The 14,955-nt window shown below is 56.0% G+C and carries 17 protein-coding genes; 7 read left to right on the top strand and 10 right to left on the bottom strand.

Annotated elements, in window-relative coordinates; genetic code table 11:
• Positions 1-5: 5 nt before the first annotated feature.
• From flhA to flgF, 10 genes are all read right to left on the bottom strand, one after another.
• Complete coding sequence (gene flhA / locus BLP10_RS03245; protein WP_244510381.1) at positions 6-2,036, bottom strand: flagellar biosynthesis protein FlhA; 2,031 nt, start codon at positions 2,034-2,036, stop codon at positions 6-8.
• Positions 2,037-2,201: 165 nt separating this feature from the next.
• Positions 2,202-2,468 carry a flagellar biosynthetic protein FliQ gene (locus BLP10_RS03250; RefSeq protein WP_091129738.1) on the bottom strand — a complete coding sequence of 89 codons (267 nt, stop codon included), beginning with the start codon at positions 2,466-2,468 and terminating at the stop codon, positions 2,202-2,204.
• Between the two features lie 2 nt (positions 2,469-2,470).
• Positions 2,471-2,869: a flagellar hook assembly protein FlgD gene (gene flgD, locus BLP10_RS03255; RefSeq protein WP_091130154.1), complete on the bottom strand. Its 399-nt coding sequence runs from the start codon at positions 2,867-2,869 to the stop codon at positions 2,471-2,473.
• A 14-nt stretch (positions 2,870-2,883) separates the two neighbouring features.
• A complete protein-coding gene (gene flbT / locus BLP10_RS03260; protein WP_091129741.1) occupies positions 2,884-3,306 on the bottom strand; it encodes a flagellar biosynthesis repressor FlbT in 423 nt (140 codons plus the stop codon).
• The gene (gene flaF, locus BLP10_RS03265) at positions 3,303-3,650 is read right to left on the bottom strand and encodes a flagellar biosynthesis regulator FlaF (protein ID WP_091129744.1); all 348 of its coding nucleotides are present in this window, start codon (positions 3,648-3,650) and stop codon (positions 3,303-3,305) included. The genes flbT and flaF overlap by 4 nt, the downstream gene beginning before the upstream one ends.
• Positions 3,651-3,666: 16 nt before the next feature.
• A complete protein-coding gene (locus BLP10_RS03270) occupies positions 3,667-4,701 on the bottom strand; it encodes a flagellar hook-associated family protein (protein ID WP_091129747.1) in 1,035 nt (344 codons plus the stop codon).
• Positions 4,702-4,703: 2 nt separating this feature from the next.
• On the bottom strand, positions 4,704-6,164 hold the full coding sequence (gene flgK / locus BLP10_RS03275; protein ID WP_091129751.1) for a flagellar hook-associated protein FlgK: 1,461 nt from the start codon (positions 6,162-6,164) through the stop codon (positions 4,704-4,706).
• Between the two features lie 30 nt (positions 6,165-6,194).
• A complete protein-coding gene (locus tag BLP10_RS03280; RefSeq protein ID WP_091129756.1) occupies positions 6,195-7,370 on the bottom strand; it encodes a flagellar hook protein FlgE in 1,176 nt (391 codons plus the stop codon).
• Positions 7,371-7,461: 91 nt separating this feature from the next.
• Positions 7,462-8,784, bottom strand: a complete 1,323-nt coding sequence (gene fliI / locus BLP10_RS03285; protein ID WP_091130157.1) for a flagellar protein export ATPase FliI — start codon at positions 8,782-8,784, stop codon at positions 7,462-7,464.
• Positions 8,785-8,792: 8 nt separating this feature from the next.
• The gene (gene flgF / locus BLP10_RS03290) at positions 8,793-9,518 is read right to left on the bottom strand and encodes a flagellar basal-body rod protein FlgF (protein WP_091129761.1); all 726 of its coding nucleotides are present in this window, start codon (positions 9,516-9,518) and stop codon (positions 8,793-8,795) included.
• Between the two features lie 205 nt (positions 9,519-9,723).
• On the opposite strand from flgF, the gene motA reads away from it, so the two are divergent.
• The 7 genes from motA to BLP10_RS03325 all read left to right on the top strand — a co-directional run bounded on the left by motA (position 9,724) and on the right by BLP10_RS03325 (position 14,834).
• Positions 9,724-10,605, top strand: coding sequence for a flagellar motor stator protein MotA (motA, locus tag BLP10_RS03295; RefSeq protein ID WP_091129765.1), 882 nt, complete (start codon positions 9,724-9,726; stop codon positions 10,603-10,605).
• A 2-nt stretch (positions 10,606-10,607) separates the two neighbouring features.
• Positions 10,608-11,537: a flagellar motor switch protein FliM gene (locus BLP10_RS03300; protein WP_175493758.1), complete on the top strand. Its 930-nt coding sequence runs from the start codon at positions 10,608-10,610 to the stop codon at positions 11,535-11,537.
• Complete coding sequence (locus BLP10_RS03305) at positions 11,518-11,832, top strand: hypothetical protein (RefSeq protein WP_244510366.1); 315 nt, start codon at positions 11,518-11,520, stop codon at positions 11,830-11,832. The genes BLP10_RS03300 and BLP10_RS03305 overlap by 20 nt, the downstream gene beginning before the upstream one ends.
• Positions 11,833-11,942: 110 nt before the next feature.
• The gene (gene fliN, locus BLP10_RS03310) at positions 11,943-12,218 is read left to right on the top strand and encodes a flagellar motor switch protein FliN (RefSeq protein ID WP_091129771.1); all 276 of its coding nucleotides are present in this window, start codon (positions 11,943-11,945) and stop codon (positions 12,216-12,218) included.
• Positions 12,219-12,272: 54 nt separating this feature from the next.
• Positions 12,273-13,259, top strand: coding sequence for a flagellar motor switch protein FliG (locus BLP10_RS03315; protein ID WP_425286927.1), 987 nt, complete (start codon positions 12,273-12,275; stop codon positions 13,257-13,259).
• Between the two features lie 16 nt (positions 13,260-13,275).
• The gene (gene flhB, locus BLP10_RS03320) at positions 13,276-14,340 is read left to right on the top strand and encodes a flagellar biosynthesis protein FlhB (protein ID WP_091129777.1); all 1,065 of its coding nucleotides are present in this window, start codon (positions 13,276-13,278) and stop codon (positions 14,338-14,340) included.
• Positions 14,337-14,834, top strand: a complete 498-nt coding sequence (locus BLP10_RS03325; RefSeq protein WP_091129781.1) for a hypothetical protein — start codon at positions 14,337-14,339, stop codon at positions 14,832-14,834. Before flhB ends, BLP10_RS03325 begins: the two co-directional genes overlap by 4 nt.
• The last annotated feature ends 121 nt before the right edge of the window (positions 14,835-14,955 follow it).

Genomic DNA, 14,955 nt, shown 5'->3' on the forward strand with positions numbered 1-14,955 from the left:
TTGATTCACGCGACCGTACCGAGCGAGTTGACTTCTACGCCTCGGGCGATTTCCAGATGGGATAGAACCGGCAGGGACGAGAACATGCGCTCGATGATCATGCGAACATAGGGCCTTGCATCCGGGGCGGTCACAATGGCGAAGTTCTTGACCTGCCCCATGCGCGTCTTGATTGCGTCCGATGCTTCGGACCCAAACTGCTCGACAAGGCGCGGGTCGATGTCGAACTCGATCACGTCACCTTTGGCATCACGCTTCAGGCTTTGGTGGAAAGCGATATCCCATTTGTTCCCCAGGCGCAGAACATTGAGAGCCCCGCCTTCTGCCAAATCGCCACAGATCTGCTGCGCCATACGCACGCGCACATGCTCAACGAGCTGCTCCGCCCGGCGGGCATGCGGCGCCACCTCGGCAATGGCTTCGAGGATTAGACTGAGGTTCCGGATCGAGACCCGTTCTGCCAGCAGGAGTTTTAGAACAGCCTGCAATCCTGAATAGGAAATCTGTGAAGGGCAAATATCGTCGAGCAGGCGCTTATACTCGGGCTCGAGGCCGTCCAGAAGGTTGCGGACATCCTTGTAAGAGAGGAGTTGCGGCAAATTGTTGCGAATGACTTCGCTCAGATGGGTAAGGAGAACGGAGGCACCATCCACCGCCGTGAAGCCCTGGCGCTTGATTTCATTCGCATAGGCATCTGAAACCCACATAGCCTTCATCCCGAAGGCAGGCTCGCGAACCTCGTCTCCAGGCACGTCCGGAACTGGACCATCCCCAAGCACGACGAGCAGATCGCCAGGGCGGACTTCATGGGTTGCGATCACTGTTCCATGAATTTTGATCTGATAGCTCTTTGCCGGAATCATGAAACTGTCGGAGAGCTTGACCTCCGGTAGAACGAAGCCGAAGTCCTGGGCGAACTTCTTTCGCATCTTCTTCACGCGGTGCGCGAGATCTCCGTGTGAGCTCGCGAGATGGGAAGATAGGTGCTTGCCCAAGCAGAGCTCCACTTCTGCCATCTTGAGCGATTCCTTGACCGTATCGCTGGCCTCAAGGAGCTTGGTCTGCTGCTCATGTTCCTGCGTTAGCTTCTCACGCGTTTCCTGTTCGGCACGCGACTTTGGGATGCTGTAGGCCATAAAGCCCATGAAACCGCCCAGCGCCAGAAATGGCAGCATTGGCAAGCCCGGCACGATTGCAAAGATGAACATCATTCCCGAGGCAACCATCAGGGCCCGCGGATAGGCACCGAGCTGATCCAGAACAGCCTGCTGAGCCTGCCCGCGAGTGCCACCCTTGGAGACGAGAAGGCCCGCGGCCAGAGAAACGACGAGAGCCGGGATCTGGCTGACCAGGCCGTCGCCTACGGAAAGCTGGGTGAAGATGTCCGCAGCCTTGGACAGCGGCATGCCATGTCGCGTGACGCCGATGATGATCCCGCCGAAGATATTCACGGCAATGGTGATCAGGCTCGCGATAGCCTCACCGCGCACGAACTTGGAGGCACCGTCCATGGAACCGAAGAAGGCACTCTCCTCCTCCAGTTCGCGGCGCCGTCTTTGAGCTTCCTTCTCGTCGATCAGACCTGCGGACAGATCGGCGTCGATCGCCATCTGCTTTCCGGGAATGGCATCCAGTGTAAAGCGCGCGCCCACCTCCGCGATACGGGTGGCACCCTTGGTGATCACCAGGAAGTTGACCGTGATCAGGATGATGAAAACGACGATTCCGATGACGAAATCGCCGCTCATGACGAAGCGGGAAAAGCCACTGATCACGTGGCCTGCGGCATCGACGCCCTGATGGCCGTGGGAGAGGATCAGGCGCGTCGAGGCGATGCTCAAGGCAAGCCGCAGAAGTGTCGCAATCAGCAGAACGGTCGGAAAGGCTGAGAATTCAAGCGGCTTCTGAATCCACAGCGCCACCATCAGAATGAGCACCGACAAGGCGATCGAGAAGGCCAACCCCATATCGATGAGCAGAGGCGGGATTGGCAGGAATAGAATCGCAAGAATGACGACGACGCCGCTGGCGAACATCACATCCCTGCCGCGATCCTTTTTTACCGTGTCAGTCGACGCCACGTGCCTCTCCCTGGGGCGAGTCATTCATCCGTCTGACACATGCGCTATGAAGCTTGCGCGAAGGTCGCTTGACGCTATCTTAGCGCCGCCTTTCCGGGTAAAGCCTATCGCGGGAGATTTTTAGAACCCTGTAACAATGCGTCCATAAACCAGTTCCGTGAACGCGTAGATCTGGGAGCCTACGAAGGAGCCGGTAAGGAGAGCGATCACCAAGATGGCGATGATCTTAGGGATGAAGGTGAGGGTTACTTCCTGAATTTGCGTCAAGGCCTGGATCAGGGCGATGACAACGCCGATGACCATCGCTGCACCGACCGCCGGTCCGGAGCCGATGATGACTGTCCATATGGCTGCGCGGACCAGTTCAAGTGCGTCGACCTCATTCATTGTCAGCGGACCACAATGCCTTGGCCGAGCAGAAGCTCGGCGCCGTTAGAGAGCGTCGCCCAAGGCCCCTGACTGGTAATCTTGACAGAGGTTACCTGACCTGAAACCGTCCCGTCCGCCGAAGTGACAGTCCGTCCGATCACGCTATCTGCCTGAGATAGCGCAAACGAGGACAACAAGGCATCGAGCTTCTCATTGCTTTTGACCGCCTGCTCGACCTGGGAGAATGTCGCCAGCTGAGCCATGTACTCCGTCGATTTCATAGGATCTGTGGGATCCTGATTCTTCATCTGGGTCAGTAGCAACCTGAGAAAGTTGTCGTAGCTGACCGTAGAGGTCTTCTCCGCACCACCTGCGGTTTTCTGATTAACCGCGGCAGCCCCAACCGAAGCGACATTCATCTCGTTTCTCCCGATCAAGCTGCTTTTTCAGCCATGAGCCCGGGCTCCGACGGAGCAACAGGCTCAATCGCCTCGAAGAGGCTGCGGATAACCTTCAAAGCCTCGAACATTCGGCCGACAGCGACGAATTCGCCAACGCTTTTCAGCTGGAGCTTGACGGCTTCGTCCGTAGTGATCGTCAGAAGGGCGTCATAGATCTTATGGAAGGCAATCATTCCCTTCTCCTCCTCCTGAGGATTGATGAGGAGCGATTGCACAACGAAGTATAGCTGACGCATCGGAGTCGTTGCGTCCGCCAGCTGGAGAACATGGCTCTCCAGAAGGAAACGGGCGTCATTGAGGAGGCTCAATGTCACCTTCTGGCTTACGGTCAGCACGGCGCCATTGATGAAGATCCGCTCGCCAGCCTTGAGAGAAAATCGCATCTTTGCAGTCATTTCAGGCCGTCCTTAATCAGGATGTTGATGTCGATGAGCGCTGCGAGGCTATGGTTCTCGCCGCGGATGATCAGGTCGGACTCCTTCATCACCCAGAGGCCGATCGAGATGAGCTGGCCTTTCAACTTGTCAGGCAGCGCATTATCCGGGTGACCCAGATCTTTGATCAGGAAAGTCCAAAGGCGCTGAAGAAAAACAATAGCACCAAGGGTTTCCGGCGATTGAGGCGGATATCCCTCGGCAGCGCGCAGCAGGTCGATGGCACGCTCGAAAAGATCGTATTCGCGTTGCCGGCAGTCTGTAGGCGAATCCTCGAGGATCTCGGAATATGAAAACTGATACATGTACGCTGTCCTGCCGTTATAGGAAGTTGATCAGACTGAGTTGATTAAGTTGAGCTGTCAGGGAGTACGACGTCTGGATTTGCGTGGAGAGCTGGTCGATTCTGACTTTTGCTTCAGCCGGATCCACCGCCTCGTAATTCGTGATCCTTTCATCAAGAAATGACTTCTGGAGACTCATCCGTTCATTTGCTTGATCGATCTTCTGCTGAACGGTTCCAAGATCGGCCTGGACTTCAGTTACGCTTGAAATTCCCTCTCCAAGCGTTCCGACCACTCTGTTGAGCAGATAGTTTCGGGTATCATCGCTCAGACCTGATATGCCCAAGTCAAAGGTCATGACATAGGCCATTGCCAGCTGACGGAATGCCTTATCGTCGGCGCTGGCAGATGTCTTGACCCGCTCCGTGGGCGAGATCAGGCTTTGGATATTCTGATCCGACGCATTGGACCATGTATCCTTCCATTGATCTTTGAAGAGATCGGAAAGGGGCCCGTCGATGAATTGCTTCATCAGATCCGGCGTGATGTCCGCGACATCGGCATCGGTCTGCGAGAAGTTGAAGAACGCAACGAAAGCCTCGTTGACAGCCTCTTTGGGGCCAGGGTCATAGGCATTGAGAGGTTGTGTCTTGGAATTCACGCCGCCAAACAAATACTGGCTTCCAACATTCTCGTTCATCGTCGAGATCAGCTTGTCGAGGCCGGCTTTGGCCTGACTAGAGACCAAGGGCACATCCTGCGATCCAACATACATCCCTATCAGGGAGTTCTTGAAACTGTCGGCCACACTCCGAACCTGATCGAGTGCAGCCGATGTCGACTTCAACCTGAGAGTTGTTGTCGCATTGCTGTCGGTCAAAGTGTCGAGAGTGAGCCGTTCCTGGCGCAGGGATAGGGATTTTCCGGTCTTGCGGCCAAGCGCCAAGCCGACATCCATATGTCGCCCGGTCACCACTTCTTTATTGGCTTTCACAAGCTCCGACTGGAGTTTGTCGAGAGTGGATCTAGGCGAGTTCCAGAGCGTCGCAGACGAGATAAATGTCGTCTTCATGTTTACCCCACTGAGTTGAGGAGTGTCTGAAGCATCTGGTTGATGACGGCGATCAACTTTGCCGATGCGGAATATGATTTCTCGAGCTGCAGCATGAGCGCCGTTTCGTCATCCATGTTGACGTCGGTGGCGTTCGACAGGGCTTCCGATGCTTGCGCCAGAAGTGTCTGCTGGTAAGAAACCTGTTGCGACGCATCCTGGCGCCTGGCTTCCAGCCAGCCTGCCGAAGACGATGCGAAATCCTGCAACGTCATCTTATCGCCCAACCCCAGACCGGGATCGAAATCTCGATCCGTCTGCAGCTTATCGATCAGTTGATACAGCCGGCCTGAAAACGACGCGACGCCTTCGCTATAGGTATAATCCTCATCTTCATTGATTCCGCCGTCACGGATCCTGTCGTATTTCCCGCCTGTACCCTTTGATGGGTCGATCGCATCATTGACCTTGATCGATCCTGCAAGACCGATCGGCGCTGGGTCGGGAATCGCGGGACCGCCCGGATAGGTAAAAACGCCGGCCAAATCCGCTTTGCCCTCATCGGTCTTGTCGGTTTCGGCGAAGGCGGAAATCAGCCCTCGAGCCAAATCATCGAGCTGACGCTGGAACCCGATAGCAATATCGTCCCGTACCTTGACGAGCCCCACCAAGCTGCCGGAGCTCAACGGCATCGGTGAGGAATCACCAGTCACTGGAACATTATCGATGAGAATCGCACCACCGGGCTTTCCCGTGGCCAGGGCAACGCCGGTGTCATACTTCACACTGCGCGGGAGTCTGTCGAACAAGGGCACGCCACTGTCGGTGTAGAGAGCGATGTCGTTGTCGGCTCTCGGCACCACCGTCACACCGATCTCCTCGGAGAGCTGAGCAATGAGCTGGTCTCTCGTATCGAGGGCGTCCGACACATCCCGACCAAGGGCTGATCCGCTCATCACCTCATCGTTGGCGGACTTGAACTTGGCGAGAATGTCGTTGATCCGGGCGACGGATTCGTTGATCTTGACCTGTGTTTCCTGGCGGATGGCATTGATGGTCGACGTTGCCTGATTCAGGCTTGTCGCCAGGTCATTGGCAGCCTTCACAAACCCACGCGCCAGAACGGTGTCTTCCGGCGCGTTCGCGTATTGCTGGAGCGCTGAACTCAGGGCGCCAATGCGGGCAGCGGGGGATTCATCCAGCTCCGGATCGCCGATGGTTCGGCTCAAGCTCTGGAGACCCTCGAGCAGCGATTGTTGCATCGCCACATCTGAGGTTGTCTCCAGCATCTTGTTCAGCAAAGCGCGATCGCTGGCCCTCAGAACCGTCACACGTGCGACGCCGTCAGTGGTGACCAGAGCACCGATCTTACGGGAATACCCAGGGTCGGAGGCGCCCGCAGTATTGCGCGAAACAATCGCCATCTGCGACTGAGAGGCCTGTAGAGAGGAGCGTGCCGTGTTATAGGCAACCGAGAGTGACATTTTTAAAGCTCTTGAGAATGAACGAGAACGTTACCGCTTCAGGTTCATGAGAACGTCGAGCAGTTCGGAGCCGGTCTGGAATACCTTCGAGTTGGCCGTGTAGCTGGTCTGAGCCTCGATCATCGCCGTTAGTTCCGTGCCGATATCGACATTCGACCCTTCGAGCGCTCCTGAAGCAATCGATCCGAAGCCGACTGTGCCTGGGAATCCAACCTGATAGCCACCTGACCTGTTCGTTGCTTCATATACGTTGCCGGCGCGCGGATTCAGATTGTCTGGGCTTGGCACACTCGCCAGGGGAATTCTATAAGCCTCGATCCGAGAGCCGTCCTCATAGACGGCGTAAACCGTTCCATCCGAAGCAAACTCGGCGCTCTTTACCGCTGATGGAGCATTGCCGTTCGACGTACCGGTCAGCGAATACTCACCAGCCAGCTGCGTCATTCCTGCCATATCGAGTGTGAAGCCGACACCATTGGGAATAGTGAAGGGCAGCTCCGTCGAAGCAGCATCAATTTTACCGTTCCCGTCGAAACTCAGAGTATGAGTCAGAGGGCTGCCAGTCGCGCCATTGATCGTCATCTCCCAAGTTGTGGAACTGGTCTTCTCCAAGGCGATATCGATCTTCACTGGGTTACCGACATTGTCGTACACCTGAAGTGACGATGCTTTGGTCGCGCCGATTTCTGCGCCATAAGGCAAGTTTCCGGTGAAGGTGCCATATGTCGAGGCCGAAGCCTGCATGCCGAACGTGGACAGGTTGACAGGAACCATGCCATCAAGGCTGTTCAGAGACGGGGTTGTGGCATCAGGCCCGAGCTTGAAACCCATCAACGTAAAGCCTGCGGCATTGACGAGGTCGCCGGTCTTTCCATCAACGACGAAGTTGCCGGCGCGCGTGAGATAGGGTGAGCCTTTCGGATCCGACACGACGAAGAAGCCGTTTCCGGATACAGCCAGATCGGTGGCTGAAGTCGTGTAGCTGATGGGGCCCTGATCCGAGATCGTATAGCGGACAGTGCTCGTGACGGAGCCTGAGTTGTAAGCGCCTTCGCTTGAAGGGAGAATGAGCGAGGAGAACTCCGTGGAAGCCCGCTTGTATCCGTTCGTGCTCGAGTTCTGAATATTCTCGGCGACCGTTCCGAGCTTGTTCGACTGAGCGGTCATACCGGAGACACCGCTGCGAAGGACACCATAAAGGCTCATGTGAAACTCCTAAAATTCCGGTTGAACCCTAACACTACGATGCTTGTGTGAAGCTGGAGCGCGCTTTGAACACCACTAGGCTTTACGGATGCTATGGCTTGAGAGCTTGCGCCAGATCCACGAAGGCATCTCGGCTTGCAGGAGACGAAGGATCCTGGCGAAGTGCCTCGTAGATTTTAGGGACGAGAACGACAGCCTGATCGAGATCCTGGTCGGTGCCAGCTTGATAGCCGCCCATCATCCGCAAATCGCGCGTGTCTTCATAGCGGGCGATCATCCCGCGCAAACGCCGTACGAGTTCTTTCTGCTCTCGAGTCCAGACATGATCTGCCAGGCGCGAGATTGAGCCGAGAACGTTGATCGCGGGATAGCGGCCCTGATCTGCAATCGATCGATCCAGAACGATATGCCCGTCGAGGGTCCCGCGGATATTGTCGGCCACTGGATCGTTGTGGTCGTCACCATCAATAAGAACAGAGAAGATGCCAGTAATGGATCCCTTCCCTTCCTCACCCGGGCCGGACCGTTCCAGCAGACGAGGCAAATCGCTGAATACGCTAGGCGTATAGCCCCGGGCGACTGCCGGCTCGCCTGCAGCGAGCGCCACGTCCCGGGCAGCATGGGCATAGCGTGTGACGGAATCGATGATCAAAAGAACCGACTCGCCACAATCACGGAAGTATTCGGCAATGGACACTGCTGTCCTGGGGGCTTGGCGGCGCATCATCGGGCTCTCGTCCCCGGTCGAAACCACCATCACAGCCTTGTGCAGGCTGGCCTCGATCGGGCCCTCAAGAAACTCGCGGACTTCTCGTCCTCGCTCACCCACCAGAGCGACGACGATCGTGTCGAAGCCTTCGCATTTCGCCAACATTGTCAGGAGGGTTGATTTGCCGACGCCCGAACCGGCAAAGATGCCAATGCGCTGCCCCCGGCAAATCGGTGTGAAAAGGTCGATTGCCTTAACACCGGTTTGCAGAGGCGTCTGGACGCGCGCGCGCGTCATGGCCGAGGGAGGTTCAGCATCGTGATGCACGGGTTTTGAACCGGCCATGAGAGGCCCTAGACCATCGAGCGGCTCTCCGAGAGCATTTATCACCCGCCCCTTCCAACTCTGATCAGGAGAAAGACCATTGTTGGCGACCACGAAAGCCGGCGTTCCGATCTTTGCGTCGATCCGTCCATTGAAAGGCTTGATCGTCAATCCCTCTGGATCGATGCGAACGACTTCGCCGATTTGCACCTTGTCGTTGGACTCAAAGCCGACCTGGTCCCCCAGCTTGACGAACTGAGACAAACCCGACACGCGGTAATAGCTAGGGGTAACCTCGCGGATAGTACCGTTGATCCGAACCAGGCGATGTCCTGCACGCTCGGAGAGAACCAGCCTCTCAAGCTCCTCCAGGGTGCTCATGCCTTTCATCAGCTGCTAGGCCCCAAGGTCCGGATTGCCTCCATCAGCGTGCTCTCGCTTTCCTGAATGGTCGTCGCCGCACTCTCGAAGTTCCTCTGGAGCGCGATCATCTTCGTCATTTCGAGAACGGGATTGACATTCGATCCTTCGCTGTATCCCTGCTGAACCCCATTCGCTGTGAAATCCTGCACGGCTTCAGCGGGGAGACTGGAAACAACGCCGGAGTTTCCGTATCGGCTCAATCGGCTGTCGTTGTTCAGGTGAAAGAGACCAAGAACACCGACCTGATTGTCTCCTTGCGTGATCGTCCCATCACGGCCGATTGCAGGAGGCCCGGCATTAGGGTCGAGCGCGATGGGCGCTCCTCCGGCATCGAGGATGGCATGCCCATCGACAGTTACAAGGTCACCGTTCTCATTCATGCTGAAGCGTCCATCCCGCGTATAGACGGGTCCAGCAGGCCCGTTATAGGCGAACCAAGCGTCTCCTTGGATCGCAACATCGAGCGGGTTATCCGTCTTGTTCAAAGGACCGGCCTGACGAGAAATGTAATTCCGTCCAGACGAGGAGAAAGACACATCATTCTTGCCGGCAAGGGATAGCAGTTCTTCGAACTTTATCTCGTCAGCGCGAAAGCCTCCGGTCGTCATATTGGCGACGTTGTGGGCGATCGTCGAAAGACGCTTCTCCATCGCAACCTGAGCCGACAGCGACACGTAGAGGGCGGATTGCATCTGGGCACTCCCTTCAGGCCGACGGCCACTAAGCCGCATCTTGCCTAGGTAAATCTTCCGATAAGCGCGAGCTCCTGCTCTGCGACTTCGTATCTGAGGCTATCAAGGCAGCCTTGCTCGAAGCTGGCCTTGCCGTTTCCAGCTTCGCGCAAGCCTCCGGGATTAGGAATTCAGCAAGAACTGAGCTTTCGCGAGGACCAGAAGGTTGGGCGTCTTAATTGGATTAGTTGTTGCCATCGGCTCGCTTGTCAGCGGCTATGTGGCCATGGGCGGTCATCTCTCCGTCATCTGGCAGCCGTGGGAATATGTCATCATCTGCGGCATCGCGATTGGCACGTTCATCATCGCGAATCCGATGCCGCTTCTAAAGGATACCGGGCGGGCCATTTTCGAGGCCATCCAAGGGAAAGTTCCCAAGAGGGATCAGTACCTCGCGATCCTTGGCCTGCTGTATGCCTTGCTCAGAGAGCTGAAGAACAAGCCACGCAACGAGGTCGAAGCTCATATCGATACCCCGTCGGAATCCGAGATCTTCAAGTCATTTCCAACTGTCCTGAGCGACAAGGACCTAACCCTCTTCATCTGCGACTATGCCCGCCTGATCATCATTGGCAATGCACGTCCCCACGAGATCGAGGCATTGATGGAAGAGGAAATCGCGACTCTCAAGCGCGATCGGACCAAGCCCTATTACTCGATCTATACGGTGGCCGAGGCTCTGCCGGCGCTCGGCATCGTTGCGGCTGTTCTGGGAATCGTGAAAGCCTTGGGCGCCATCGATCAGTCACCAGCTATTCTCGGCGGCCTCATCGCCTCCGCGCTTGTCGGAACCTTCGCCGGCATCTTCATCTCCTATGCCCTTCTGTCGCCCCTCGCGAACAAGGTGAAGGCGACCCGAGAGAAGCAGACGCGGGTCTATATCATCGTGAAGCAGGCATTGATCGCCTATATGAACGGCGCCCTGCCCCAGATCGCCGTCGAGCATGGCCGCAAGGGTATCTCTATCGAATACCGTCCGACAATCGATGAGGTCGAAACCGCTACTACGACCGGCGGACGCCCTGAGGATCTGAAGGAGGCGGCTTAATCATGAGCGGCATGCAAAGCGCCAACGATATCCGCGATATGCTCCTCGATTCGGCGGGTCTGTCCGTTGATCGTCTGCCGATGCTGCATGTGATCTTCGATCGCATGTCGACCAGTTGCGCCGAGCACCTTCGCCATATGGCGGCCTCTCCCATGTACTATTCGCTGAGCGGCATCGAGAGCGGCCGTATCAGCGAAATCCTGGAGATGTATGAAGCCAACGCGGTTGCGGGCATCTTTCATGCTCCGGAATGGGACAGCCATATCCTGATCGGGTTCGATCGCGATTTCATTTACACGATGGTCGAAGTCTTGTTCGGCTCCGACGGCTCCGAGCCCCCCGTCGAAGAAGCGCGCGGCTTCTCCAACATCGAACTGAGGATGGCGCAAACTCTCTTCGAGCAGGTCGCCAAGGCGTTACAGGCATCGTTCTCCCTCGTTTCGCATACGAAGTTCAAGCTGGAACGTCTTGAGACCCGCATGGACTTTGCCGTAATCGGCCGGAGAAACAATCAAGCGGTCGCGGCCAAGTTTCTCCTCCAAGCCCTCAATCGCGGCGGAGAGATGTTCGTTATCATTCCGCAATCGGCCTTGAACCCCATGAGGAAAGTTCTCTCCCGGGTCGTGTCAAGCGAGTCATCCGGACGCGATCCTCGCTGGCTGAAGCAGATGGCCAACGAGGTCAGCAAGACAGAGGTCACGTTGACCGCTGTCCTTGAAGAACGCTTCCTTTCCCTTGGAGAGATTGCCGACTTGAAAGTTGGCCAAGTCATCGAGTTGCAAGCGACTCCTCGAAGCCGCGTCAAACTCGAAGGAAATCAGCAAGGCCTCTTCTGGTGCCATATGGGCCAGGCCGACGGTTCTTATGTTCTCAAAATTGATGAGTTAATCGACCAGGAGAAGGAGTTCCTCGATGATGTCTTCGCTCGCTAACATCATTCTCTTCATCGCCCTCGTCGTGACCAGCGCAATGGTTGCGCTCATGTACCGGAAGCTCAAGCGTCTCGATCAGTATCACGCGGACTATCAGCGGATCTTCGACAAGACCGGTGCAGCTTTGATCGGGGCGCAGAACGCCGTCGCCAGCTTCGGCTCCGAGGGACGTGAAACGCTTGCCCTGCTCGGCTCACGCATTGAAGAAGCCCGTGAAGCTGCCCGGCAGCTTGAAGCACTTACTCACTCTGCGCGCGAACTCTCGCAGTCCCGTTCCCGCAGCTCCAGTCTATAAGGCTCTGAAGCATGTCAAATCCATTTGAGACCAATTTTCAGGATAAAGCTTCCTGGCAGCAGGATGGGGAACTCGGCAGGAGCCTTGGCGGCTCCTCGCGGGAAGACAGGATGGATAGCGGTCGCAATCTCGACTCGATCCTTAGAATTCCTGTAACGATCCAGGTTGTTCTCGGCTCTGCGACCATGCCGGTCTCCAATCTGATGAAGCTCGGACGCGGCGCTATCGTACCGCTGGACCACAGAGTTGGCGAACCCGTCGACGTCGTCGTCAATGGACGCGTGATCGCCCGGGGCGAGGTGGTAGTCGTGGAAGACGACAATTCCCGCTTTGGAATTTCTCTCACTGAAATTGTCGGCCCGCCGACCAACGATATTACTGGCTAAACGGTCCCATTCATGGTTGCGAGTTTTCCTGCAAGGACAGGTGGTCCAAAGGTCATGAAGGGGCCTGAACGTGTTGCGACGCTTCTTCTCGCCATGGGGAAGCCCGCAGCAGGCCGGATTCTTAAGCATTTCAGCGAGGACGAGATCCGGCTCGTTACCAGGTCTGCAGCCCAGCTCGGCCCTGTTTCACCGATTCAGATTGAAACGCTGATCGATGAATTTGCCTCAAACTTCACAAGTGGGGCGGATGTCATTGGCAGCGTCGCTCACATCGAGAAGCTTCTCTCTGGGATCCTATCTCCGGAGCAGATAGCCGACATCCTGAGTGATGTAGCCGGCAATGCCAACAGGAGCATCTGGGAGCGCATCTCCACGGTCTCGGAAAGTGCTATCGCCTCTTATCTTCTGAAAGAGCACCCTCAAACGGCGGCCCTCATCCTGTCGAAGGTAAAGCCGTCGTGCGCTGCCAAGGTCATGGCTCAGCTTCCTCAACCGCTGCGCAACAATCTGATGCGCCGCATGTTGAGCATGAAGCCGATTGTTGATGAAACCATGAAGAACATCGAGAAGACACTCCATGAGGATTTCATGGCCAACTTCTCGAAGAATGCTGGAGCAGATACGCACGCCAAGATGGCGGACATCATCAACAAGATGGAACGTGAACACATGGAGGATGTGCTCAGCAGCCTCTCCACGGTCAGGCCGAAATCGGCAGAAATCCTTCGAGGCCTTCTGTTTACGTTCGATGACATCGTTAAGCTCGCGCCAAGAGATCGAACGACTTTATTCGATCAGGTCCCCCCGGACCGCGTGGTCCTTGCTTTGAAGGGGACGAACGACGAGTTCCGCAAGGTGGTTCTGACAGCCCTTTCTTCGCGTGTTCGCCGCATGATCGAGCACGAATTGAGCAGCAAGGAGCCGTCGGCAAACCGCGACATTGCGGAGGCGCGTCGTTCAATTACCGATCTTGCGCTGGATATGGCAGGGCGAGGCGAGATCGTCATCAATTCGGAAACCGACGACGAATCGTTTGTCTGATCGTTGATGGCAGACGATGTCCGATTCCGAAGACAAAGACAGTAAAACAGAAGCCCCTTCGGACAAGAAGGTTCGCGACGCTCTCGAGAAGGGCAATATCCCCTTCTCGAGAGAGGCGCCCATGTTCGCTTCTATTCTTGGCATTCTTCTCGTTCTGACATTCTCGGCTCGCAGCGGGGCGAAGTTCCTCACTGAACGATTATCTCTGTTCGTTGACCGGCCCCAGGACTTCCGTCTGGAAACGGGGGCTGACGCCGCGGCTCTGTTCCAGGCCCTGTCGCTCGATATGGGGATGTTTCTGGTTCCGATCATTGCGATTCTCGCCAGCTGTAGCCTAGTGGCTTCAATTTTCCAGAACACGCCCTCCTTCGTATCCGAACGGATAAGGCCCCAATGGAACAGGATATCGCCGATGAGTGGCTGGAAGCGGATTTTCAGCCGCTCAGGGCTCGTCGAGTTCGCCAAAGCCCTGTTCAAGTTTGGAACTGTCACCATCGTATCCATCCTGCTTCTCAAGTCGGAGCAGCATAAGGTCTTCAATGCCATGTTCAGTGACCCGACCCTTATTCCGGAGCTAATGCTGACCATGGCAATGCGGCTCGTATCGGCCATTGCCATCGCAACCATCGTTCTCGTTGCCGCAGACCTGGTTTGGGCTCGCCTCAAATGGCACAACGATCTGAAAATGACGCCGCAGGAGGTCAAGGAAGAGCACAAGCAGATGGAAGGCGACCCGATGGTCAAGGCGCGTATGCGCTCTCTTGCTCAAGACCGGGCCAGAAAGCGTATGCTTGCCGCTGTTCCCAAGGCGACTTTCGTCATCGCCAATCCAACTCACTATGCAATCGCGCTGCGTTATGAACGCACCGAAGCAAGCGCTCCCATCGTCGTCGCAAAGGGTAAGGATCTCATCGCCTTGAAAATCCGTGAAACAGCCGAGAAGCACGGCATTCCGGTGATTGAGGACAAGCCTCTGGCAAGATCCATGTATGATCATGTTGAAGTAGATCGCATGATTCCACCAGATTTCTACAAGGCCGTTGCTCAGATCCTGTTCTACATCCTTACGAGGTCCAAATGAGAAGGCTTCCTTTAGATCAGGAAGAAGCGCTTAACGGGTACGTTGACGTGAATGCGTTCGAAGAAGTCTTGGCCTGCAATATCAAAGATGTCGTGGCCGATTTCTGCCTGGTCGACGCTGAAATCATAAGATCCTATGTGAGCAATCAGCTACATGGAAATGTGGATGAGATTGTTGCGTCCTGCACAGAGCTGTTCTTCAAGGGCCATACTCTTTCATATGCACGTTCCGCTGGGATCAGCGCGGCGCTCGGCCATCCTCCATGTGTTGTTCTCGATATGGCGTTTTCCCATGAGACGGTCAGTATCGATTTCAAACTTGTCCTAGCTGAGTTCTCTGTCGGCGTGCATATCAATCGCGTCATGCTGTCCGAAGCCCCTGACACCGACTTCGATCCGCGCTCCTTTGCGAGGATCATCACCTCAGCGCGACTAAGGCCTCTCCCAACTCGGTTTCGATCGGCTTACTGCCCGGCATCCTCTCTCCGACATTGAGAATTATCCTCAAGTGAAGATTCTGTTACAAAGCGCCCCTCCGATCCTGTCGCTATTTGCTATTGCTCTCCTGACCGGCTGCAATTCGCAACAGGGAACATACTCTCAGGGTCCTTGGGGA

Source organism: Microvirga guangxiensis (assembly GCF_900102135.1).
GTDB lineage: Bacteria > Pseudomonadota > Alphaproteobacteria > Rhizobiales > Beijerinckiaceae > Microvirga > Microvirga guangxiensis.